17 protein-coding genes are annotated in these 22,788 nt (G+C 61.4%); 13 read left to right on the forward strand and 4 right to left on the reverse strand.

All coding sequences use genetic code 11. From position 1 onward, the window contains the following. Nucleotides 1-16: 16 nt before the first annotated feature. From algG to AB4O40_RS12320, 10 genes are all read left to right on the forward strand, one after another. Nucleotides 17-1,606 carry a mannuronan 5-epimerase AlgG gene (gene algG / locus AB4O40_RS12275; protein ID WP_056726193.1) on the forward strand — a complete coding sequence of 530 codons (1,590 nt, stop codon included), beginning with the start codon at nt 17-19 and terminating at the stop codon, nt 1,604-1,606. Between the two features lie 10 nt (nt 1,607-1,616). Continuing rightward, nucleotides 1,617-3,068, forward strand: a complete 1,452-nt coding sequence (locus AB4O40_RS12280; RefSeq protein WP_056726194.1) for an alginate O-acetyltransferase — start codon at nt 1,617-1,619, stop codon at nt 3,066-3,068. A gap of 8 nt (nt 3,069-3,076) precedes the next feature. Continuing rightward, nucleotides 3,077-4,201, forward strand: a complete 1,125-nt coding sequence (locus AB4O40_RS12285) for a mannuronate-specific alginate lyase (protein WP_056726195.1) — start codon at nt 3,077-3,079, stop codon at nt 4,199-4,201. A 195-nt stretch (nt 4,202-4,396) separates the two neighbouring features. After that, nucleotides 4,397-5,962 (forward strand): MBOAT family O-acyltransferase, encoded by a 1,566-nt coding sequence (locus tag AB4O40_RS12290; RefSeq protein WP_056726196.1) that lies wholly within the window; start codon nt 4,397-4,399, stop codon nt 5,960-5,962. A gap of 11 nt (nt 5,963-5,973) precedes the next feature. Continuing rightward, nucleotides 5,974-7,149: an alginate O-acetyltransferase gene (locus AB4O40_RS12295; RefSeq protein ID WP_460160152.1), complete on the forward strand. Its 1,176-nt coding sequence runs from the start codon at nt 5,974-5,976 to the stop codon at nt 7,147-7,149. A 14-nt stretch (nt 7,150-7,163) separates the two neighbouring features. Beyond that, a complete protein-coding gene (locus tag AB4O40_RS12300; protein ID WP_056726198.1) occupies nt 7,164-7,820 on the forward strand; it encodes an alginate O-acetyltransferase AlgF in 657 nt (218 codons plus the stop codon). Nucleotides 7,821-8,028: 208 nt separating this feature from the next. Further along, a complete protein-coding gene (locus AB4O40_RS12305; protein WP_056726199.1) occupies nt 8,029-9,480 on the forward strand; it encodes a mannose-1-phosphate guanylyltransferase/mannose-6-phosphate isomerase in 1,452 nt (483 codons plus the stop codon). Nucleotides 9,481-9,772: 292 nt separating this feature from the next. Continuing rightward, nucleotides 9,773-10,237: a hypothetical protein gene (locus AB4O40_RS12310; RefSeq protein ID WP_056726200.1), complete on the forward strand. Its 465-nt coding sequence runs from the start codon at nt 9,773-9,775 to the stop codon at nt 10,235-10,237. A gap of 33 nt (nt 10,238-10,270) precedes the next feature. Further along, complete coding sequence (locus AB4O40_RS12315; protein ID WP_056726201.1) at nt 10,271-11,095, forward strand: SDR family oxidoreductase; 825 nt, start codon at nt 10,271-10,273, stop codon at nt 11,093-11,095. 119 nt (nt 11,096-11,214) lie between these two features. Then, nucleotides 11,215-11,613 (forward strand): DUF4440 domain-containing protein, encoded by a 399-nt coding sequence (locus AB4O40_RS12320; RefSeq protein ID WP_056726202.1) that lies wholly within the window; start codon nt 11,215-11,217, stop codon nt 11,611-11,613. A 49-nt stretch (nt 11,614-11,662) separates the two neighbouring features. Here the strand turns inward: AB4O40_RS12320 and AB4O40_RS12325 are convergent, their stop codons facing one another. The 4 genes from AB4O40_RS12325 to AB4O40_RS12340 all read right to left on the reverse strand — a co-directional run bounded on the left by AB4O40_RS12325 (nt 11,663) and on the right by AB4O40_RS12340 (nt 16,631). Further along, nucleotides 11,663-12,526, reverse strand: coding sequence for an efflux RND transporter periplasmic adaptor subunit (locus tag AB4O40_RS12325; RefSeq protein WP_056726203.1), 864 nt, complete (start codon nt 12,524-12,526; stop codon nt 11,663-11,665). Nucleotides 12,527-12,565: 39 nt separating this feature from the next. Further along, nucleotides 12,566-12,766 (reverse strand): DUF1656 domain-containing protein, encoded by a 201-nt coding sequence (locus AB4O40_RS12330; RefSeq protein WP_007896379.1) that lies wholly within the window; start codon nt 12,764-12,766, stop codon nt 12,566-12,568. Further along, complete coding sequence (locus AB4O40_RS12335; protein ID WP_460054347.1) at nt 12,756-14,948, reverse strand: FUSC family protein; 2,193 nt, start codon at nt 14,946-14,948, stop codon at nt 12,756-12,758. Before AB4O40_RS12335 ends, AB4O40_RS12330 begins: the two co-directional genes overlap by 11 nt. Before the next feature lie 183 nt (nt 14,949-15,131). After that, nucleotides 15,132-16,631 carry an efflux transporter outer membrane subunit gene (locus tag AB4O40_RS12340; protein ID WP_460054344.1) on the reverse strand — a complete coding sequence of 500 codons (1,500 nt, stop codon included), beginning with the start codon at nt 16,629-16,631 and terminating at the stop codon, nt 15,132-15,134. Between the two features lie 190 nt (nt 16,632-16,821). Between AB4O40_RS12340 and AB4O40_RS12345 the strand changes: the two genes are divergently transcribed. From AB4O40_RS12345 to AB4O40_RS12355, 3 genes are all read left to right on the forward strand, one after another. Then, complete coding sequence (locus tag AB4O40_RS12345; protein WP_056726206.1) at nt 16,822-17,790, forward strand: LysR family transcriptional regulator; 969 nt, start codon at nt 16,822-16,824, stop codon at nt 17,788-17,790. Nucleotides 17,791-18,522: 732 nt separating this feature from the next. Beyond that, nucleotides 18,523-19,683, forward strand: a complete 1,161-nt coding sequence (locus AB4O40_RS12350) for an efflux RND transporter periplasmic adaptor subunit (RefSeq protein WP_056726210.1) — start codon at nt 18,523-18,525, stop codon at nt 19,681-19,683. Continuing rightward, on the forward strand, nt 19,680-22,781 hold the full coding sequence (locus AB4O40_RS12355; protein ID WP_056726211.1) for a multidrug efflux RND transporter permease subunit: 3,102 nt from the start codon (nt 19,680-19,682) through the stop codon (nt 22,779-22,781). Before AB4O40_RS12350 ends, AB4O40_RS12355 begins: the two co-directional genes overlap by 4 nt. The last annotated feature ends 7 nt before the right edge of the window (nt 22,782-22,788 follow it).

The raw sequence follows: 22,788 nt of genomic DNA on the forward strand, positions 1-22,788 counted from the left end.
GAAGGGAGTCTCCCAGATGAATCATCCAGCCCGAAAAGGCTCGATCAGCCTGTTGGCCGGCGCGATGCTGCTGGCCAGTGCGACTGGCTTCGCCAATGTGGCGCCGGCCAATGTGGAACCGGCCAAGCCGGTAACCACGGCCAAGGAACTGCAACAGGCCAAGACCTACACCGTCAGCAGCGCACCGACCGCGCCGCTGGAACTGGCCAAGCCGAAACTGCCGGACGTTTCCGGCTACACAGCCGAAGCCATCGCCGCGAAGATCATGCGCAGCAAACCGGGCAAGATCAGCCTGCGCCGGATGATGCAGGAAGACGCCCTGAAGGACTTCATCGGTGGCGACAACAAGATGGCCGAGTGGGTGGTGCGTCAGCACGGCATTCCCCAGGCGATCTTCGTCGACGATGGCTACATGAACCTCAAGGACCTGGCGAAAAAGGTCCCCAAGCAGTACTTCAGTGAAACCTCGCCGGGTGTGTACCTGGCGAAGTTGCCGATCGTGGTCGGTCGTCACGGCATCCTGGAAATCGACAAGCAGACCCAGGAACTGCGCCTGTCCCAGGAGGCCGGTGCGTTCCTGGTCAACGACGGCCAGTTGTTCGTGCGCGACACCAAAATCACCGGCTGGCGCGAGAAGGACAACGGCCCGGCGACGTTCACTTCGCCGAAGGAGTTCCGTCCGTTCCTGCTGTCCTGGGGTGGTACCGAGACCTACATCGCCAACAGCAAGATCGCCAGTTTCGGCTATGCCAACAGTAAGTCCTACGGCGTGAGTATTTCCCAGTACACGCCGAACATGGCCAAGGTGCTCAAGCGCCCTGAGCCGACCGGCTGGATCGTCGGCTCCGAGTTCTCGGACATGTGGTACGGCTTCTACTGCTATGAGACTCGCGACTTCGTGGTCAAGGGCAACACCTACAAAGACAACATCGTCTACGGCATCGATCCGCACGACCGTTCCCACGGTCTGATCATTGCCGACAACACGGTGTACGGAACCAAGAAGAAGCACGGGATCATTATTTCCCGTGAGGTCAACGACAGCTTCATCTTCAACAATCGCAGCTATGACAACAAGCTGTCGGGCCTGGTGATCGACCGTAACAGCGTCAACAACCTGATTGCCCACAATGAGATCTACCAGAACCACACCGACGGCATCACCCTCTACGAGAGTGCCGACAACCTGCTGTGGGGCAACAAAGTCGTCAGCAACCGCCGCCACGGCATCCGCATTCGTAACAGCGTGAACATTCGCCTGTACGAAAACGTCTCCATGGCCAACGGCCTGACCGGTGTCTACGGGCACATCAAGGACCTGAGCAACACCGACCGTGACATCAAGCTCGACCCGTTCGACGCCCAGGTGTCGCTGATCGTGGTCGGCGGTGAGCTGGCGGCAAACGGCAGCGGACCGTTGTCCATCGACTCGCCGCTGAGTGTCGAGTTGTATCGCGTGTCCATGCTCGCACCGACCAAATCCAGCGGCATCAGCTTCACCGGCATTCTTGGCGAGCGCCAGGATGAAATTCTCGACCTGCTGGTGCGCCAGCAGAAAGCCGTGCTGATCGACCCCGTCGAACGCCAGACCGAAATGCGGGACTGAGGATAATCTTATGCACCCACACTTGATCAAACTACTCAGCCTGTCGGCCCTGACCGCCGGCATTCTCGCGGCCAGCGGCGGCGCGCGTGCCGATGAAGTCCAGGCTCCAAAATTCACTGCCGAACCGTGCTGCAGCCTGTGCCCGGCCGCCCACGACCCGAAGAACTACACCACCCGTTATCAGCAGAACTTCACCACGCTGGTGCAGGCCCAGGGTGACTGGCTGTTCCGTACGCAAGAAGACTTGCGCACCGAGTTCGACACCACGCCCGCCGGCTACAAACGCATGAAACAACTGCACGATGCGTTCAAGAGCAAAGGCGTGGAACTGGTTGTCGTGTACCAGCCGACCCGTGGCCTGGTGAACCGCAACAAGCTCAACCCGGCGGAGAAGGCCAGCTTCGACTTCGACAAGGCGCTGAGAAACTACAAGTCCATGCTCGGTCGTTTCGCGCAGATGGGCTACGTCGTTCCGGACCTGTCGCCGCTGACCAACGAGTCGTTGCCCGACACCCTGCCCGCCCACGATTTCTACTTCCGTGGCGACCAGCACTGGACCCCGTACGGCGCCCAGCGCACGGCGAAAATCGTCGCCGAGAAGGTCAAGCAATTGCCTGAGTTCGCCGACATTCCCAAGCGCGAATTCGAGACCAAAAAATCGGGTCGCATGGGCAAGACCGGAACATTGCACAACATGGCCGGTCAACTCTGTGGCACCAGCTACGCGATCCAGTACATGGATCAGTTCACCACCGAGCCGAAGGGCGAAGCGGGCGATGGCGATCTGTTCGGCGATTCCGGCAATCCGCAAATCACCCTCGTGGGTACCTCCCACAGCGGCAAGAACTACAACTTCGCCGGTTTCCTCGAAGAGGCCATCGGCGCCGACATCCTCAACGTAGCGTTCCCCGGCGGCGGCCTGGAAGGTTCGATGCTGCAGTATCTGGGCAGCGACGAGTTCCAGAAGAACCCGCCGAAGATTCTCATCTGGGAATTCTCGCCGCTGTACCGCCTCGACCAGGAAACCATCTACCGCCAGATGATGGCGCTGCTGGACAACGGTTGCGAAGGCAAGGATGCACAGATGTCCGGCAGCGCCACGCTCAAGCCGGGCAAAAACGAGTTGATGGTCAACAGCAAGAACATGGACCTGCGCAACGGTAGCCACCAGGTCGACATTCGCTTCGCCGACACGTCGGTGAAAACCCTGCAAGCCACCCTCTGGTACATGAACGGTCGCCACGAGGACATCAAGATCGACAAACCGGAAACCTCCGACACCGACGGGCGTTTCGCCTTCGAGTTGCGCACGGACGAAGACTGGGCCTCGCAGAACCTGCTGGCCGTTGAAGTCCAGGGCCCGGAACAAGCGGGTGCCGCGCCACAGAAAGTCGAAGCGAAAATCTGCAAACGCAACGTATTCCCGGGCGCCGAACAGCGCACTGCTTCGGTCGGGCAATGAGGTCTGCTATGCGCTATCCGAAATTTTCAACTCTGTTGGCACCGACGCTCTTGAGCCTGGCGATGTTCGCCGGGGCCACGCAAGCGGCTGCGCCACTGCGTCCACCCCAGGGCTATTTGGCGCCTGTGGATAAATTCAAGACGGGCGACAAGAGCGAAGGCTGCGATGCGGTGCCGACGCCGTACACCGGCTCGTTGCAATTTCGCAGCAAGTACGAAGGTTCGGACAAGGCCCGCGCGACCCTGAACGAGCAGTCGGAAAAAGCCTTCCGCGAAAGCACCGCCGACATCACCAAGATCGAGCGCGGCATCAGCAAGCACGTGATGCAGTTCATGCGTGACGGTCGCCCGGAACAGCTTGACTGCATGCTGAACTGGCTGACGACCTGGGCCCAGGCCGATGCCTTGATGTCCAAGGACTTCAACCACACCGGCAAGTCGATGCGCAAATGGGCGCTGGGCAGCATGGCTTCGGCATACATCCGCCTGAAGTTTTCCGACTCCCGCCCGCTGGCCACCCATCAACAGCAAGCGCAGTTGATCGAAGCCTGGTTCAGCAAGATGGCCGACCAGGTGGTCAGCGACTGGGACAACCTGCCGCTCGACCAGACCAACAACCACTCGTACTGGGCCGCCTGGTCGGTGATGGCCACCTCCGTCGCCACCAACCGTCGCGACCTGTTCGACTGGGCAGTGAAGGAATACAAGGTCGGCGCCAACCAGGTCGACGCCGACGGCTACCTGCCCAACGAACTCAAGCGTCAGCAACGGGCCCTGGCTTACCACAACTACGCCCTGCCGCCGCTGGCGATGATCGCCAGTTTCGCTCAGGTCAACGGTGTGGACTTGCGTCAGGAAAACAATGGCGCACTCAAACGCCTGGGTGACCGGGTGCTGTCCGGGGTGAAAGACCCGGATGAGTTCGAGGAAAAGAACGGCAAGGAACAGGACATGACCGACCTGAAGGTCGACTCGAAATTTGCCTGGCTCGAACCGTTCTGTTCGCTCTACACCTGCTCGCCCGAGGTGCTGGCGAAGAAGCACAAGATGCAACCGTTCAAGTCCTTCCGCCTCGGCGGTGACCTGACCAAGGTCTACGACCCGGCCAATGAAAAGGGCAGCAAGGGTTCCTAGACCAGACACAACCCCCTGTAGGAGCTGCCGAAGGCTGCGATCTTTTGATCCTGTTTTTAAAAAATCGCAGCCTTCGGCAGCTCCTACAGGGTCAGTGTCGAAAGTAGGTTTTGTGAGTTAGCCCCCCGGATTTCCGTGGGGGGTTTGGGGGGGCCGTTGGCCCTTGACTGTTGGTTCAAACAAGGAGAGACCGGGATGGTTTTTTCATCCAACGTGTTCCTGTTTTTGTTCTTGCCGATCTTCCTCGGCTTGTACTATCTGAGCGGGCAACGCTATCGCAATTTGCTGCTGCTGATTGCCAGTTACGTGTTCTACGCCTGGTGGCGTGTGGACTTCCTCGCGCTGTTCGCCGGCGTCACCCTGTGGAACTACTGGATCGGCCTGAAAGTCGGGGCCGCCGGGGTCAGGACCAAACCGGCGCAGCGCTGGTTGCTGCTCGGCGTGGCCGTCGACCTGTGCATCCTCGGCTACTTCAAGTACGCCAACTTCGGCGTCGACAGCATCAACGCAATGATGACGTCGGTAGGCCTTGAGCCCTTCATCCTGACTCACGTGCTGCTGCCGATCGGGATCTCGTTCTATGTCTTCGAGTCCATCAGCTACATCATCGACGTCTACCGTGGCGACACCCCGGCGACCCGCAACCTGATCGACTTCGCGGCGTTCGTGGCGATTTTCCCGCACCTGATTGCCGGCCCCGTGTTGCGTTTCCGCGACCTGGCCGACCAGTTCAACAACCGCACCCACACCCTCGACAAGTTCTCCGAGGGCTGCACGCGGTTCATGCAGGGTTTCATCAAGAAAGTCTTCATCGCCGACACCCTGGCGGTGGTGGCCGACCACTGCTTCGCCCTGCAAAACCCGACCACGGGCGATGCCTGGCTCGGCGCGCTGGCGTACACCGCGCAGCTGTATTTCGACTTCTCCGGTTACAGCGACATGGCCATCGGCCTTGGCCTGATGATGGGTTTCCGTTTCATGGAGAACTTCAAGCAGCCGTATGTCAGCCAGTCGATCACCGAGTTCTGGCGCCGCTGGCACATCAGCCTGTCGACCTGGCTGCGTGACTATCTGTACATCACCCTCGGCGGTAACCGCAAAGGCACGCTGATGACCTATCGCAACCTGTTCCTGACCATGCTGCTCGGTGGTCTGTGGCACGGCGCGAACATCACCTACATCGTCTGGGGTGCATGGCACGGCATGTGGCTGGCGATCGAGAAAGCCATCGGCCTGAACACCTCGCCACGCAGCTTCAACCCGATCCGCTGGGCACTGACCTTCCTGCTGGTGGTGATGGGCTGGGTGATCTTCCGCGCGGAAAACCTGCACGTCGCCGGACGCATGTACGGCGCGATGTTCAGCTTCGGCGACTGGTCGCTGTCGGAACTCAACCAGGCCAGTCTCACCGGCCTGCAAGTGGCAACCCTGATCGTGGCCTACGTGACCCTGGCGTTCTTCGGCCTGCGGGATTTCTACACCAATCAGCCTCCGGTCAAGACCAAGCCTGCCGTGAACGTCGACACCGACGGCCCGGCCGCTGCGACACCGGGAACGATCAAGGCCGTGCCAGGGGATAACCCGGCGAGCATCCATCAGCCTGGCTACACCGTCGGCGTCGAAGCCCAGGTGCAACCGGCCTACTGGACCGCTGACTGGTCGCGCTATGTGATGCGTGCACTGGTGCTGCTGCTGTTCATCGCCTCGATTCTCAAACTCTCGGCGCAAAGCTTCTCGCCGTTCCTTTACTTCCAGTTCTGAGGGATCTGACCATGACCCGCTCATTACGCATCTTCTACATCGCGCTGTTCCTGGTGACCCTGCTGGTGCTCGGTCTGTGGTCGGTGCGCAGCTTCTTCGGCTTCAGTACCAACGCCGATGCGACGGTGCTCAACGGTCGCTGGACCAAGGCCGTGGAAACGCACTACGACGACGAGTTCCCGATCAAGCGCCTGGGCACCAACCTCTGGGCCGCGCTGGATTTCAAACTGTTCAACGAAGGTCGTCCGGGCGTGGTGCTCGGTCGCGACCAGTGGTTGTACAGCGATGAAGAATTCCACCCGGTGGTCAACGAAGAGCTGAACCTGCAAGGCAACTACGCGCTGGTCGAAGGCGTGCGCCAGACCTTGAAGGAAAAAGGCGTGCAACTGGTGATGGCCGTGGTTCCGGCCAAGGTTCGCCTGTACCCGGAACACCTCGGTGAGGTGAAACCGGCGAGCATCCACGCCAACCTCTACAAGGACTTCCACCAGCGCCTGGCCGCCGACCGGATTCCGGCCCCTGACCTGCTCGGCCCGCTGCAACAGGCCAAGCAGGATGGCCAGCAAGTGTTCCTGCGCACCGACACCCACTGGACGCCGCAAGGTGCCGAGATCGCCGCCAACCGTCTGGCCGGGACCATTGCCGACAAATACCCGCTGAGCGGCGAGCCGCAGCGCTTCGTCACCGAACCTGCCGAGACCGTCACCCACAAGGGCGACCTGCGTCTGTTCCTGCCACTGGACCCGCTGTTCGAAAACCTGATGCCTAAACAGGAGCAATTGCAGAAGCGCAATACGGTCGCGGCTGAAGATCAATCCGCCGGTGACGACGCGCTGTTCGCCAACACCGAAGTGCCGGTGGCCCTGATCGGCACCAGCTACAGCGCCAACCCCAATTGGAACTTCGTCGGTGCGCTCAAGCAAGCGCTGAACAGCGACGTAGTCAATTACGCCGAAGACGGCCATGGCCCGATTCTGCCGATGCTCAGCTACCTCAAGAGCGACGCCTTCAAGAACAGCCCGCCACAGGTGCTGATCTGGGAGTTCCCTGAACGATATCTGCCTGTGAACAACGAAATCGGCGACGCCGACCCGCAGTGGGTCGCAGAGCTTAAACAAGCCGGCGCCCGCCAACAAAACGTAGCCATCAACAACAAATCCGAGACGCCCGACCGGGCGCAAAACTGAAAGAGAGGTACACCATGACTTTCACTACAACTCCTCGTCGTCTCGCCAAACGCCTTGCCCTGGTTGCCGGCCTCAGCGTGCTGTCGGTACAGGCTTTCGCCGGTGGCGACGCCGCCCTGTACGGCCCGACCGCACCGAAAGGCTCGACCTTCGTGCGTATCTACAACGCCAGCAACGCCGAAGTCAGCGCCACCGTCGGCAACACCAACCTGAGCGATGTCGCGCCACTGTCGAGCAGTGACTTCAGCTTCATGCCGGGCGGCGACTACAGCGCCAAGGTCGGTAGCCAGAACCTGCCGGTGAAACTGGCCGGCGACCACTATTACACCCTGGTCAACAACGCCAGCGGCGCACCGCAACTGATCGAAGAGCCGCCGTTCAAGAACAAGCAGAAGTCCCTGGTACGCGTGCAAAACCTCAGCGACAAGGCACTGACCCTGAAGACCGCCGATGGCAAGACCGACGTAGTCCCGAACGTTGCGCCCAAGGGTCGCGGCGAACGTGAAATCAACCCGGTCAAGGTCAGCCTGGCCTTGTACGACGGCACCACCAAGGTCGGCGACGTGAAACCGGTCGCCCTGGAACGCGGTGAAGCCGCGGTGCTGTACGTCACCGGCAGCGGCAGCAGCCTGTCGCCGGTCTGGGTAAAACGCCCGGTGTCGACGCGCTAAAGAACTTTCCGCAGAGGTAACGTCGATCTCTGTAGGAGCTGCCGCAGGCTGCGATCTTTTGATTCTCGGCGTCATTGAATGCGCCAAAAGATCGCAGCCTTCGGCAGCTCCTACACAGGCAGCGCAACCCCTGCGACACGGAACAAAAACAAGAGTGAAACGACAGAACGCAGTAGCTCTAACCAATCGATATTCAAGGAGTAACAACATGATTCCGGTGATCTTGTCAGGTGGTAGTGGCTCACGTCTTTGGCCGCTTTCCCGTAAACAATTCCCTAAGCAGTTCCTGGCCCTGACCGGCGAACACACCCTGTTCCAGCAAACCCTGGAACGCCTGGTGTTCGAAGGCATGGACACGCCAATCGTGGTCTGCAACAAGGACCACCGCTTCATCGTCAACGAGCAATTAGCGGCGCGCAAACTGGAAACCCAACGCATCCTGATGGAACCGTTCGGTCGCAACACCGCGCCGGCCGTGGCCCTGACTGCGATGATGCTGGTCAGCGAAGGTCGCGACGAGCTGATGCTGGTACTGCCGGCCGACCACGTGCTGGAAGACCAGAAAGCCCTGCAACGCGCCCTGGCCCTGGCCACCGTCGCCGCCGAAAACGGTGAAATGGTGCTGTTCGGCGTGCCGGCCACCAAGCCGGAAACCGGTTATGGCTACATCAAGTCGACCAACGACTCGCTGCTGCCTGAAGGCGTCAGCCGTGTCTCGCACTTCGTCGAAAAACCCGACGTGAAGCGCGCTACCGAGTTCGTCCAGTCCGGCGGTTACTTCTGGAACAGCGGCATGTTCCTGTTCCGCGCCAGCCGCTTCCTCGAAGAGCTGAAGAAGCACGATCCGGACATCTACGACACCTGCCTGCTGACCCTGGAGCGCAGCCATCAGGATGCCGACACCATCACCTTCGACGAAGCCACCTTCGCCTGCTGCCCGGACAATTCCATCGACTACTCGGTGATGGAAAAAACCCAACGCGCCTGCGTCGTGCCGCTGACCGCGGGCTGGAGCGATGTCGGCTGCTGGTCGTCGCTGTGGGAGGTCAATAAAAAGGACGCCAACGGCAACGTCACCAAAGGCGACGTGGTGATCCAGGACAGCAAAAACTGCATGATCCACGGCAACGGCAAGCTGGTGTCGGTGATCGGCCTGGAAAACATCGTCGTGGTCGAAACCAAGGACGCCATGATGATCGCCCACAAGGACAAGGTCCAAGGCGTGAAGCAGATGGTCAACACCCTCAACGAACAGGGCCGCAGCGAAACCCAGAACCACTGCGAAGTCTATCGTCCGTGGGGCTCCTACGACTCGGTGGATATGGGCGGGCGCTTCCAGGTCAAGCACATCTCGGTCAAGCCGGGCGCGTGCCTGTCGCTGCAGATGCACCACCACCGCGCCGAGCACTGGATCGTGGTCAGCGGCACCGCCGAGGTGACCTGTGACGAGAACGTGTTCCTGCTGACCGAGAACCAGTCGACCTACATTCCGATCGCGTCGGTGCATCGCCTGCGTAACCCGGGGAAGATTCCGTTGGAGATCATCGAAGTTCAATCGGGTAGCTACCTGGGCGAAGACGATATCGAGCGGTTTGAAGATATCTACGGGCGCTCGACGCCGGTTGAGCGTGGCGTGTCGGTGAAAACCATCGCGCAGTAACGTTCAGTAAAACAAGAAGCCCTCGTCCAGCCTGCTGCGTTCCCTATCCGCAGCAGGCTGGGCGGGGGCTTTTTTTTTGCACTGGGTTTTTGTAGTGCCTCGACTGGCCTCTTCGCGAGCAAGCTCGCTCCCACAGGGTATTGGGTCGACCGCAGATTTTGTGCTCGACTCGGTCCACTGTGGGAGCGAGCTTGCTCGCGATGGCGCCAGTCAGCACACCACCGAATCGCCCATCGCCAACCCCACCTGCGCTTAGGTAGGATGACCCTCTCTATTCCCGAGATTTCACGTCATGTTCATCGGCGTCCTGCTGGTCATCACCTGGCTGATCCTGTTGCTGCGCTATCCGGCCAAGGCCTTGCCCGTATCCATGGCCGCCGCCGCGGGGCTGGGTATCGTCGCCACCTGGGTCATCTGGATGGACCACCACGAGCTCAAGCAGCTGCAACGCCTGGAGTTGCGCATCAGTTACGCGCCACAACAATGTCCCGCCGACCGCCCATTGCAATTGACCCTGAACAACGGCAATGACGTGCCGCTGACTGAGTTGCGCTGGCGGGTCGCGGCTTATGCACCGGGCGATACGGTGAACCTGGCCGACAATCAATACACCGCCCCGCGCTATCGCGGCCCCGGCGAATTGCAGGCCGGTGGTAACTGGGAAGACTGTTTGCCGCTGCCGCCACTGCGTCCTGGCTACCGTCCGGAAACCCTGGAGTTTCGCGCCGAGCGATTGCAGGGTAGTTTTTCCGACTGACCCCTCCTCCATTTTTTGCACAAGGAATGCGCCATGCCCGTTGCGTTGATTACCGGTTGTTCCAGCGGCATTGGCCGCGCCCTTGCCGATGCGTTCAAGGTCGCCGGCTATGAAGTCTGGGCCAGTGCGCGCAAGGCCGAAGATGTCGCCATGCTGAGCGCTGCCGGATTTACCGCCGTGCAACTTGACGTAAATGACGGTGTTGCCCTTGAGCAGTTGAGCGAGCGCATCAACCAGGAGCGCGGCGGTCTCGACGTGCTGATCAACAACGCAGGTTATGGCGCCATGGGGCCGCTGCTCGATGGCGGCGTGCCGGCCATGCAGCGCCAGTTCGAAACCAATGTGTTCGCTGTCGTTGGCGTCACCCGCGCGATGTTTCCCGTGCTGCGCCGGACCAAAGGTTTGGTCGTGAATATCGGCAGCGTTTCGGGTGTGTTGGTCACGCCATTCGCCGGCGCCTACTGCGCCTCGAAAGCCGCCGTGCATGCCTTGAGCGATGCCTTGCGCATGGAACTGGCGCCATTTGGCGTGCGGGTGATGGAGGTTCAGCCCGGCGCCATCGCTTCGAGTTTTGCAAAGAATGCCGGACACGAAGCCGAGCAGTTGATCAGCGAGCAATCGCCGTGGTTTCCGCTGCGCGAAGGCATTCGTGCACGGGCCAAGGCTTCTCAGGACAACCCGACTCCGGCCAGTGAATTTGCGGCCGGATTGCTCAAGGCGGTGCAGCAGGCCAAACCGCCACGGCTGATCCGCCTGGGTAATGGCAGCCGCGCGTTGCCGTTGCTTGCCGGATTGTTGCCGAAGGGGTTGCTGGAATCGGGATTGATGAAGCGGTTCGGGTTGCGTGGGCAACTCTGAGACCGAGTCGACGCCTTCGCGAGCAAGCCCGCTCCCACATTTGAAATGCGTTCCCCTGTGGGAGCGGGCTTGCCCGCGAAGGCGCCAGAACAGACTCCACAGAACTCAAGGAATCAAACATGACCGACTACACCGAATACTTCGACGAAGTGATCCAGGCGCACGTTGCCATCGAACAATGGCTGGCCGAAGAACGCGACGCATCCGAACTCGAAAAATTGCTGACACGGTTTTCACCGCAGTTCTCCATGGTCTCTCCGCTCGGCCGGGTGCTGGATTTTGACGCGCTGAACGAATTGTTCACCCTGGCGGGCGGCAAGAAGCTCGGGTTCCGCATCGAGCTCAGCGAGTTACGCGGTATTGCGCTGTACGACGGCGGCGCAACCGTGAGTTACCGCGAGCAACAGACCGATGCGACCGGCCTGCACTCGGATCGTCGCTCGACCGTGGTGTTCGAGAAGCAAGCCGATGGCCGGGTGATCTGGCGGCATCTGCATGAGACGTTTTGCCAGGAGTGAAATGTGGACCGAGTCGCCTGCTTCGCGAGCAGGCGACTCGGTCTATCGGTTATGCCCCCTCACCTTGCTTGACCACCACCGTACAAGTAATCCCCGCCGCCAACAGCACCCCTTCCGGCACTTCATCGATGTGAATCCGCACCGGCACCCGCTGTGCCAAACGCACCCAGTTAAACGTCGGGTTCACATCGGCAATCAGCTCTCGGCTCTGCGGATTATCGCGGTCGTAGATGCCGCGTGAAATGCTTTCCACATGGCCCTTGAGCACCTCGCCGCTCATCAGTTGCATGTCGGCCTTATCACCCACGCGCACATGGGGCAGCTTGGTTTCTTCGAAGAAGCCGTAGACCCAGAACGAGTTCATGTCGACCACGGCCATTTTCGCCTCGCCGATGCGCGCGTAGTCGCCACGATGCACATTGAGGTTGGTGACGTAGCCGTCCACCGCCGCACGCACTTGCGTACGCTTGAGGTTGAGTTCGGCGGCTTCCAGTTGCGCCTGGGCCTGCTGGTAATCGGCCAGGGCCGAGTCGGCGAGGTTACTGGCGTCGTCGCGGTTTTCCCGGGAGATCACCAGATTGTCCATGTCGGCACGACGATGGGCGTTGACCTTGCGCATCTCCCAGGTCGCCTTGCGCGATGCCACCAGACTCTGTGCCTGTTTCACCGCGAGACGGTAGTGCTCGGGGTCGATCTGCATCAGCAAATCACCCTTCTTCACCAGCTGGTTGTCGCGCACCGGCACGTCCACCACTTCGCCGGTGACGTCGGCGGCGACGTTGATGATATCGGCGCGCACGCGGCCGTCACGGGTCCATGGCGTGTTCATGTAGTGCTCCCACAAGGAGCGGCCGACCCACAGCGCGAGGGCCAGCACCAGCAAGGTCGCGAACAGGCTGAAAAACTTTTTCATCGGGGCATTCTTCAGAGATAGAGAGTCAGTGATAGAGAGTCAACGGTAGACAGTCAGCGCCAACGCGCCGAACAGACAGGTAAACAGGCTCAGGCGCAGCAACGCCGGATGCCAGAAAAAACGGTACAGGTCGAACCCGGACAGGAACCGGTCCAGCGCCCAGGCAAGCGCCGCCGCGATGAAAAACATCAGGGTCATGGTCGGCATGTACACGCCGTGGAAGGCGATTTCACGAGGCATGTGCAAGTCCTTGGGAATGACTGTTTGCGAACGTAGCAAGCGGTGATTGCGGATCGAGCAGCGAGGTACGGATGAAGTGCAGGTAGCTCTTCACCCGGCGCAGCGCCGAGGTATCGAAGTGCGGGGCGAAGGGTTCGTCGGTGGACTGCACACGGCTGATCGCGTGATCGACGGCGACCAGCGCGCGCTCCAGGTTGCTGCCGTTCGGTTGCAGGAACAGCCGCACCAGCGCACGCCCCATCACCCGGATCGCCTGGCGCCACGGCTGGGATTCGGCATAGGCCGGATGCACCGGCAGAATCGCCTGCTCCTTGCGCAACTCGATGATCGCGTGGCCGACTTCCAGCACCACGAACATCCAGCGCAGCAAGTCCCGCTGCACTTGCGGCTGACCCGCTGCGAAGCCGTAGGCCTGGTGCACCAGATCGCGGGTACGGCTTTCGAAACTCGACGCCAGCCCCTTGAGCTTGCCGCTGATCGCGTACACCACCTGAGCACGCAGGTCCTGTTCCAGGCGACGCCACAGCCATCGGCTGTTGGGCGGCAGAATGATTGCCCCGGCCGCTGCGCACACCAGCATGCCCAGCACCATGGCGATGTAGTCGTTGATGAAGGTGTAGGGGTTATAGACCGTGAGGTTGTCCGGCACCGAACCGGTACTGAAAAAGATCAGCAAGCCCAGGCCGACGCCCACGTATTGCGGCCGCGAGGTCAGGAACGAGCCGAGTACGATCACCGGTGCGAGCATCACGCACAGCAATGGAAATCCGTCGATCCACGGGAAAATGAAAAACATCTCGACGAAGCCGATCAACGCCCCGAGCAACGTCCCGCACGCCATCTGAAAGGCCATGCGTTTCGGGTTCGGGGTGGCGGCGGACAGGCCCACGGTCGCGGCAGCAATCAGGGTCATGGTCGCGCCGCTCGGCCAGGCGGTTGCCACCCAATAGCTGCCCAATACCACCAGGATAAACGCTGCGCGTATCCCCGATGCTGCCGCTGCCATCCAGTTGGTTTGCGGGGTGAACGGCTCGTCCCAGCGCTCCCGTTCGTGACTGTGATCGGCCAGGGAGGCGTGTGTCTGCGCATAACTGTGCAGGTCGTCGACGAAGCGATAGAGCAGTTCGTACGCCGTGTGGAAGTCCAGCAGCTCGTCGTCGCTCGGTTCGCTCTCCTGAAAGATCGCCCGCAGGCTGCGCACCCGCGCCGGCAACCCTGCCTTGTAGGCACTCAGCACCGTGACCAGGCGCGCCGCATCGGCGCTGGTCAGGGCACGGCCACTGAAGCCGTCGAGCAGTTCGGCGAGGTCTTGCAAGCCCGGTTTTATCGCCGCCACGGCATGATCCGTATTGTTGCTGCGCAAACGTTCGAGCAACTGATGCAGGGCATTGAAGCGCGTGGTGATGCCCATGAACTCACTGTTCAGGCGGCTGAGTCGTCCATTGCGCCGACGCATGTGCGGGTCTTCGAACACGGTGACGCTGCGCAGCCCTTCCAGTCCGACTGCCTCGGCAATGAAGCGCACATTGCCAGCCTCGAACGCCTCGCGCTGACTGCGGCCACGCAAGCCGTCGGTGACGAACAGGGCAAACACGCCGAAGCGCTGATACAGGGCATTGCGCATGGCGGCGCTGGCGGTTTGCGGCAGGATGGCTGCACTGATCAGTGTCGAACAGAGAATGCCCAACGAGATTTCCAGCACCCGCCAGACCGCGGCCATGAACGCGCCGTCCGGGTGGGCAAGTGCGGGCAAGCCGACCATCGCGGCGGTGTATCCGGCGAGTACGAAACCGTAGGCGCGGAAGTTGCGGCAGCGGGCGGCGCCGGCCGTGCAGATACCGACCCAGATCGCCAGCGAACCGAGGAACAGCTCGGTGTTCTGCGCAAACAGGGCGATCAGCGCGACCATCACCGTCGACCCGGCCAGGGTGCCGAGAAAACGATAGAAACTCTTGGCGAACACCTGGCCGCTTTGCGGTTGCATGACGATGAACACGGTGATCATCGCCGTGCGCGGTTGCGGCAACTCCAGGCGCATGGCCAGCCACAGCGTCAGGAATGCCGCGAACAGCACCTTGAAGATGTAGACCCAGGTCACGCCGTCGCTGCGTGCCCAGTCGAAGAAACCCCGACGCCATTCCAGGGAGTACAGCCAGCGCAGAGGTGCGGGCAAGGGAGTCATCAAATGCTGCTCAGTTAGAAAAGACTTGGGATGAGGGCAATCCTGTGGCGAGCGAGCTTGCTCGCGCTGGGCTGCGTAGCGGCCCCAAAATTCCGGCACCCCGTGAACATTTTGTGAGTGCTGCGCACTCAAGCGGGAGCAAGCTCCCTCGCCACAAAAGCGGGTGTGCCTGAAACAATCTGGTCACCTCAAAAGGCTCGGGGTTTTCGGCGCCTGGGTCTGTTCGGCGTTCGGTACGTCATAACCGGCACCGAGACCACCGCCCAGCGCCGTCACCAATTGCGCATGGGCACTCAAACGCGCCGCCTGAACCTGCTGCTGCACTTGCTGCTGCTTGAACAGCAGGGTCTGGGCATTGAGCACGTTGAGGTAGTCGGTCAGGCCGCGCTGGTAGGCAATCATCGCGATGTCGTAGGTCTTCTGCGCAGTGGCCACCGACTCGGCGGCGAAAGCCTGTTGCTTGTCCATGGACTCGCGACGGATCAACTGGTCGGAGATGTTTTTCAACGCGTTGACCAGGGTCTGGTTGTACTTGGCCACGGCGATGTCATAACCCGCCGAGGCTTCGCCCAACTCCGAGCGCAAGCGTCCGCCATCGAAGATCGGCAAGGAAATCGCCGGACCCACGCTGTAGTTGAGTTTCTTGCCGGTCAGGAACTCCAGCGCCCCGCCGCCGGTGGCCATGTAGCCGAGGCTGCCGACCAGATCGACGTTCGGGTAGAAGCCGGCATGGGCGACATCGATGCCCCGCGCCTGCGCCGCCACTTGCCAGCGGCTGGCGACGACGTCCGGCCGTTGGCCGAGCAATTGCGCCGGCAGCGACGATGGCAGTTTCAGCGGTGCACCCAGCGACAGCGTTGGCCGCTGCAACTGCGCGCCCTCCCCCGGCCCCTTGCCGGCGAGAGCGGCGAGCTGGTTGCGGCTCAAGGCGATTTCTTCGTCGAGGGCGTCGATCTGGCGATGGGTTTCCGGCAGCGGCGTCTCGGCCTGGCTGACCTCGAAATGAGTGCCGATCCCCCCGTCCAGGCGTTTTTGCGCCAACTCAAGGATCTGCTGTTGCTGCTTCAAGGTCGCTTCGACGATATCCCGCCGGGCGTAATGCAACGACAACTCGATGTAGACCCGTACGATGTTGTCCTGCAATTCGAGCTGGGCCTGGCGCGCTTCGGCGACGCTCATGTGCGCCATGTCCACGGCGCGCTCGGTGGCATTGCTTTCACGGCCCCAAAGGTCGAGGGCATAGCTGAAACCCAGCGCCGCGTTATTGTCCCAGGTGGTGCTGTTGGCCAGCTCGCCGGGACCATAGAACTGGTCGGTAGGCCAGTTGTGACGCTTGAGGGTGGACTCGCCATTGATCTGCAGCGACTCGGCCGCTTCGGCCACGCCGGCCATGGACTTGGCCTGACGCACCCGGGCGGCGGCCATGGCCAGGGTCGGGCTGCCTTGCAGGGCAAGATCGATCCAGCGATTCAGTTGCAGGTCGCCATAGGCTTGCCACCATTGCGCGGTGGGCCAGTGCGCATCCTGCGCGGCACTCTGGATCGCTTCGTCGGTAGCCAGTAAATTGGCCTCCAGCGCCTTGCCCTGCGGGGCAATACCTCCGGTTCCGATGCAGCCGCTGATTGCCAGGGTTAAAGCCAAAACACTGAGCGGCTGAAGCGCTCTGCTGATGCGACGCGGCACTGCTGCGATTTCCTGAGGTGGGGAGTTTTGCGAATTGCGCAATTCTATGGGGCGGCCTGAATGGCGATAAGCTGGGATTCCTGTGAATCTTTGTTACCGTTAACGAGATAATCCGCAAGTCGATCTTTAGTCGCCTGTAAACAAACAGAAACTTCGTGTCACAATTTGTCATTCGACGAGAGAGCCCCCCATGGACACTTTGCAAAACATGCGCGCCTTCAGTTACGTGGCCGAAGCCGGCAGCTTCACCGCCGCCGCCGCGCAACTGGACACCACCACCGCCAACGTCTCGCGCGCGGTCTCCAACCTGGAAGCCCACCTGCAAACCCGCCTGCTCAATCGAACGACCCGACGCATTGCCCTGACCGAAGCCGGCAAGCGCTACCTGTTGCGCTGCGAACAGATCCTGGCCTACGTCGAAGAAGCCGAAGCCGAGGCCAGCGACGCCCACGCGCGCCCGGCCGGGCAACTGAAAGTGCACACCATGACCGGCATCGGCCAGCACTTCGTGATCGACGCCATCGCCCGCTACCGCAAGACCCACCCGGACGTGACCTTCGACCTGACCATGGCCAACCGCGTGCCGGACCTGCTCGACGAGGGCTACGACGTGTCCATCGTCCTCGCCAGCGAACTGCCGGATTCGGGTTTCGTCTCCCAGCGCCTGGGCATCACCTACAGCATCGTTTGCGCCTCACCGGCCTACGTCAAAACCAACGGCTGCGCACAAAAACCCAGCGACCTGCTCAACCACGCCTGCCTGCGCCTGGTCAGCCCGGTGATTCCGCTGGAGAAATGGGCCTTCGACGGTCCTGATGGCCAGGAAATGGTCACCATCAACAGTTCACCCTTCCTGGTGAACTCCGCCGACGCGATGAAAACCGCGATCATCAGCGGCATGGGCGTTGGCGTCCTGCCGCTGTACGCCGCGATAGAAGGCCTGCGCAACGGCACGCTGGTGCGCGTGATGCCCAACTACCGCTCCCAGGAACTTAACCTTTATGCCATCTACCCGTCGCGCCAGTACCTGGATGCGAAGATCAAGACCTGGGTCGAGTATTTGCGTGGATCGCTGCCTGAATTGCTGGCGGCGCATCAGGCGGAATTGGCGGCGTATGAATTGAGCGGGAGCCTGGGTGGGGTTCGGGTGGCGAATTGATCCATCGGTTCAAAGCAAGATTGATCCCTTGTGGGAGCAGGCTCGCTCCCACAGTTTGAGTTGTGTACATCCTTGACGGGCTGCTCGGCTGACAGGCCGCCATCGCAGGCAAGCCAGCTCCCACAAAGATTGGGGACATCTGCAAAAACCAGGTCGGCTGGCCGGCCGCTATCGCGAGCAAGTCGGATCGCCGCACCGTCGCTCCCACAGAAGAGCAAAAGCAGGTCGGCGTACACAGACGCTCTTCACCACTCAACAGGCCGAGCGTTAGCTCGCCTGCAGCTCTTGATCTTGATCCACCCGCCCCCTCGGGAGGCTGAGCGGAGGTGTTCATCCGGGGATTGGCGCGCAGCGCCGTTCGACGCAGTCGAACTCATTGCATGTAGGTCGAAGCGAAGCCGACCGGAGGGCAATGCCCCCGGATGAATACCGCAGCGAAGGAACCCCGAGCCTCAGCGAGGGGCCGTACGTAAGGGGCGAGACCTTTGGTTCCTTTGGGGCGTTTGCCAAAGGGACTCGCCGTAAGGGCGAAACCATAGGTGGCCGTTACCGAAGAAACGGATATGTACACGGTCACCCACAACATGGTCGGCCCAAAGGCCGCCAAGACCTAACCAAACCGCAAACTGACAGCGCCGTCAGTTAGCCGTCACCCTCCTGACCAGCAAACAGGTTTATAAAGGAAACTACCTTACCCACCTACCGACCACCCAGCCCCGGCGCCCCACTCGCATGCGAATCCAGAAAAACCCCGCCCTGCTCGTCGCCCTTCTGATCGTCCTGGCAGCGCTGGGCCTGTGGTACGCCACCAAACCGGCCAAGGCCAAACTCGCCACCCCCACCGCCATCCCCGTGCGCGTGGTCGCCGTCGCCGAAAAAGACGTGCCGCGCTACGTCAGCGGCATCGGCTCGGTGCTGTCCCTGCACAGCGTCGTGGTCCGCCCGCAAATCGACGGCATTCTCACCAAAATCATGGTCAAGGAAGGCCAACTGGTGAAAAAAGGTGACCTGCTGGCCACCATCGACGACCGGTCGATCCGCGCCAGCCTCGACCAGGCCCGGGCACAACTGGGCGAAAGCCAGGCGCAACTGCAAGTGGCGCTGGTCAACCTCAAGCGCTACAAGCTGTTGAGTGTCGACGACGGCGTGTCCAAGCAGACCTACGACCAGCAACAGGCCCTGGTCAACCAGCTCAAGGCCACCGCCCAAGGCAACCAGGCTTCGATTGACTCCGCCGAGGTACAGCTTTCCTACACACAAATTCGCTCCCCGGTCAGCGGTCGTGTCGGCATTCGTACCGTCGACGAAGGCAACTTCCTGCGCATGACCGACACCCAAGGCCTGTTCACAGTGACCCAGATCGACCCGATCGCTGTGGAATTCTCCCTGCCGCAGCAAATGCTGCCGACCTTGCAGGGTCTGATCAACGACCCACGGCACGCCCGGGTCAAGGCCTACATCGGTGCCGACACCGACGGCGAAACCGGCAACCTGCTCGGCGAAGGTCACCTGACCCTGATCGACAACCAGATCAACGCCAACACCGGCACCATCCGCGCCAAGGCCGAATTCGACAATGACGCACAGAAGCTCTGGCCGGGCCTGCTGGTGACGGTAAAGATTCAGACAGCCCTGGATAAAGATGCGCTGGTGGTGCCGCCGACAGTCGTACAACGCGGCCTCGACCAGCACTTTGTGTACCGGGTCAATGGGGACAAGGTCGAAGCCGTGCAGGTGCAGATGGTCTATCAAGGCAGCGGCCAGGACATCATCAAGGGCGTGAAGCCGGGTGATGTACTGGTCAGCGATGGTCAGTCGCGGCTCAAGCCCGGCGCTACTGTGCAAGTACTGACCGAGCCGCCTCAAGTGGTGCGATCGGAGGCCGCGCAATGAAGGGCCATGGTTCGATTTCAGCCTGGTGCATCGACCACCCGGTGGCCACGGTCCTGCTGACGTTCGCCCTGGTGCTGCTGGGTGTCATCGCGTTTCCGCGCCTGCCGGTAGCGCCGTTGCCGGAGGCAGAATTCCCGACCATCCAGGTGGCCGCGCAACTGCCCGGCGCCAGCCCGGAAACCATGGCTTCCTCGGTGGCCACGCCCCTTGAAGTGCAATTCAGTGCCATTCCCGGCGTAACCCAGATGACCTCAAGCAGTGCACTGGGTTCGACCAACCTGACCCTGCAATTCACCCTCGACAAGAGCATCGACACCGCGGCCCAGGAAGTGCAGGCGGCGATCAACACCGCCGCGGGCAAACTGCCCAAGGACATGCCGAACCTGCCGACCTGGCGCAAGGTCAACCCGGCCGACAGCCCGGTGCTGATCCTCAGCGTCAACTCCTCGCTGATGCCTGGCCCTGAGCTCAGCGACCTGACGGAAACCTTGTTGTCCCGTCAGCTCAGTCAGGTCGACGGTGTAGGCCAGGTCGTCATCACCGGTCAGCAGCGTCCGGCGATTCGTGTCCAGGTGTCCGCCGACAAACTCGCCGCCATCGGCCTGACCCTCGCGGACATTCGCCTGGCGATCCAGCAGACCAGCCTCAATCTGGCCAAGGGTGCGCTGTACGGCGAATCGAGCATTTCAACCCTGTCGACCAACGACCAGTTGTTCCACCCCGACGAATACAGCCAGTTGATCGTTTCCTACAAGGATGGTGCACCGGTTCACCTCAAGGATGTCGCGAAAGTCGTCAACGGCTCGGAAGATGCTTACGTTCAGGCGTGGGCGGGTTCGCAACCGGGTGTGAACCTGGTGATCTTCCGCCAGCCAGGCGCCAACATCGTCGAGACAGTGGATCGCATTCAGGCCGCGTTGCCGGCACTGCAGGCGATGTTGCCCGCCTCGGTGCAGGTCAAGGTGTTGATCGACCGCACCCAGACCATCCGCGCTTCGCTGCGCGAGGTGGAAATCACCTTGATGATCGCCGTGATGCTGGTGGTGGCGGTGATGGCGCTGTTCCTGCGCCAACTGTCGGCCACGCTGATCGTGTCGGCAGTGCTCGGTGTGTCGCTGATCGCCAGCTTTGCGCTGATGTACGTCATGGGCTTCAGCCTGAACAACCTCACGCTGGTGGCGATCGTGGTCGCCGTGGGCTTTGTGGTGGACGATGCGATCGTGGTGGTGGAAAACATCCACCGACATCTCGAGGCCGGCGACGGCATGCGCGAGGCGGCGATCAAGGGTGCCGGCGAGATCGGATTTACCGTGGTGTCGATCAGTTTCTCGCTGGTCGCAGCGTTCATTCCGCTGCTGTTCATGGGCGGTGTGGTCGGCCGACTGTTCAAGGAGTTCGCCCTGACCGCCACCTCTACCATTTTGATTTCGGTGGTGGTTTCGCTGACATTGGCGCCAACGCTGGCAGCGCTGTTCATGCGGGCACCGGTGCATCACGCTCATAGCAAACCGGGCTTTGGTGAACGTCTGCTGGCGTGGTACGAAAAAGGTCTGCGCCATGCCCTCGCCCACCAGAAAATGATGATCGGCGTGTTCACTTTGTCGCTGGCGCTGGCCGTTGCCGGCTACATCTTCATTCCCAAAGGTTTCTTCCCGATCCAGGACACCGGTTTCGTCCTTGGCACCACTGAAGCCGCCGCCGATATTTCCTACGGCGACATGGTGAAAAAACACCTGGCGATGGCCGAAATCGTTGCCGCCGACCCCGCTGTCGAAACCTTCTCGCACTCAGTCGGCGTCTCGGGCAGCAACCAGACCATTGCCAACGGCCGCTTCTGGATCACCCTGAAAAAACGCGGGGATCGCGACGTCTCGGCCAGCGAATTCATCGACCGGATTCGCCCACAACTGATGAAAGTCCCGGGCATCGTCCTGTACCTGCGTGCAGGGCAAGACATCAACCTCAGCTCCGGCCCCAGCCGCGCCCAGTACCAATACGTGCTCAAGAGCAACGACGGTGCGACCCTCAGCACCTGGACCCAGCGCCTGACGGAAAAACTGCGCGCCAACCCGGCGTTCCGCGACATTTCCAACGACCTGCAACTGGGCGGCAGCATCACCCACATCAGCATCGACCGCAGCGCCGCGGCACGTTTCGGCCTCACCGCCAGCGACGTCGACGAAGCCCTGTACGATGCCTTCGGTCAGCGCCAGGTCAATGAATTCCAGACCCAGATCAATCAGTACAACGTGATTCTGGAACTGGACACCAAACAGCGCGGCAAGGCCGAAAGCCTCAACTACTTCTACCTGCGCTCGCCCCTGAGCGGGGAAATGGTGCCGCTGTCGGCCCTGGCCAGGTTCGATGCGCCGACCATCGGCCCGCTGTCCATCGCCCATGACGGGATGTTCCCGGCGGCCAACCTGTCGTTCAACCTGGCCCCCGGCGTGGCGTTGGGCGATGCGGTGATCATGCTCAACCAGGCCAAGGCCGACATCGGCATGCCGACCGCCATCAGCGGTAATTTCCAGGGCGCGGCCCAGGCGTTCCAGAGTTCGCTGGCCAGCCAGCCATGGCTGATCCTGGCGGCGCTGTTGGCGGTGTACATCATTCTCGGTGTGCTCTACGAGAGCTTCGTGCACCCGCTGACGATCATTTCGACCTTGCCTTCGGCGGGCCTCGGCGCGGTGATCATGCTGTGGATCTGCGGCCAGGACTTTTCGATCATGGCGCTGATCGGGCTGGTGTTGCTGATCGGTATCGTGAAAAAGAATGGCATCCTGATGATCGACTTTGCCCTCGAAGCGCAGCGCAATGGCGGGCTGTCGCCTGAGGAAGCGATTTTCAAGGCCTGCATCACGCGGTTCCGGCCGATCATCATGACCACCCTCGCCGCCCTGCTCGGCGCCCTGCCGCTGATGCTCGGCTATGGCACCGGTGCCGAGTTGCGCCAGCCCCTGGGGATCGCGGTGGTCGGCGGCTTGCTGGTGAGCCAGGCGCTGACGCTGTTCACCACGCCGGTCATATACTTGTGGCTTGAGCGGCTATTCCATCGACCTGAACCTGCGCCAGAACCGGTGCTGGCGACCACAGACTGAGGCGGGT

It is taken from the genome of Pseudomonas sp. S2_F07 (genome assembly GCF_054668325.1).

What these genes read in the sequence shown, in the direction of transcription:
- AB4O40_RS12350 (WP_056726210.1), top strand. Translation starts at nt 18,523, where the DNA reads ATGCGAATCCAGAAAAACCCCGCCCTGCTCGTCGCCCTTCTGATCGTC.
- AB4O40_RS12355 (WP_056726211.1), top strand. Translation starts at nt 19,680, where the DNA reads ATGAAGGGCCATGGTTCGATTTCAGCCTGGTGCATCGACCACCCGGTG.
- AB4O40_RS12315 (WP_056726201.1), top strand. Translation starts at nt 10,271, where the DNA reads ATGCCCGTTGCGTTGATTACCGGTTGTTCCAGCGGCATTGGCCGCGCC.
- AB4O40_RS12345 (WP_056726206.1), top strand. Translation starts at nt 16,822, where the DNA reads ATGGACACTTTGCAAAACATGCGCGCCTTCAGTTACGTGGCCGAAGCC.
- AB4O40_RS12330 (WP_007896379.1), bottom strand. Translation starts at nt 12,766, where the DNA reads ATGCCTCGTGAAATCGCCTTCCACGGCGTGTACATGCCGACCATGACC.
- AB4O40_RS12295 (WP_460160152.1), top strand. Translation starts at nt 5,974, where the DNA reads ATGACCCGCTCATTACGCATCTTCTACATCGCGCTGTTCCTGGTGACC.
- AB4O40_RS12310 (WP_056726200.1), top strand. Translation starts at nt 9,773, where the DNA reads ATGTTCATCGGCGTCCTGCTGGTCATCACCTGGCTGATCCTGTTGCTG.
- AB4O40_RS12335 (WP_460054347.1), bottom strand. Translation starts at nt 14,948, where the DNA reads ATGACTCCCTTGCCCGCACCTCTGCGCTGGCTGTACTCCCTGGAATGG.
- AB4O40_RS12300 (WP_056726198.1), top strand. Translation starts at nt 7,164, where the DNA reads ATGACTTTCACTACAACTCCTCGTCGTCTCGCCAAACGCCTTGCCCTG.
- AB4O40_RS12285 (WP_056726195.1), top strand. Translation starts at nt 3,077, where the DNA reads ATGCGCTATCCGAAATTTTCAACTCTGTTGGCACCGACGCTCTTGAGC.
- AB4O40_RS12280 (WP_056726194.1), top strand. Translation starts at nt 1,617, where the DNA reads ATGCACCCACACTTGATCAAACTACTCAGCCTGTCGGCCCTGACCGCC.
- AB4O40_RS12325 (WP_056726203.1), bottom strand. Translation starts at nt 12,526, where the DNA reads ATGAAAAAGTTTTTCAGCCTGTTCGCGACCTTGCTGGTGCTGGCCCTC.
- AB4O40_RS12290 (WP_056726196.1), top strand. Translation starts at nt 4,397, where the DNA reads ATGGTTTTTTCATCCAACGTGTTCCTGTTTTTGTTCTTGCCGATCTTC.
- AB4O40_RS12320 (WP_056726202.1), top strand. Translation starts at nt 11,215, where the DNA reads ATGACCGACTACACCGAATACTTCGACGAAGTGATCCAGGCGCACGTT.
- algG (WP_056726193.1), top strand. Translation starts at nt 17, where the DNA reads ATGAATCATCCAGCCCGAAAAGGCTCGATCAGCCTGTTGGCCGGCGCG.
- AB4O40_RS12305 (WP_056726199.1), top strand. Translation starts at nt 8,029, where the DNA reads ATGATTCCGGTGATCTTGTCAGGTGGTAGTGGCTCACGTCTTTGGCCG.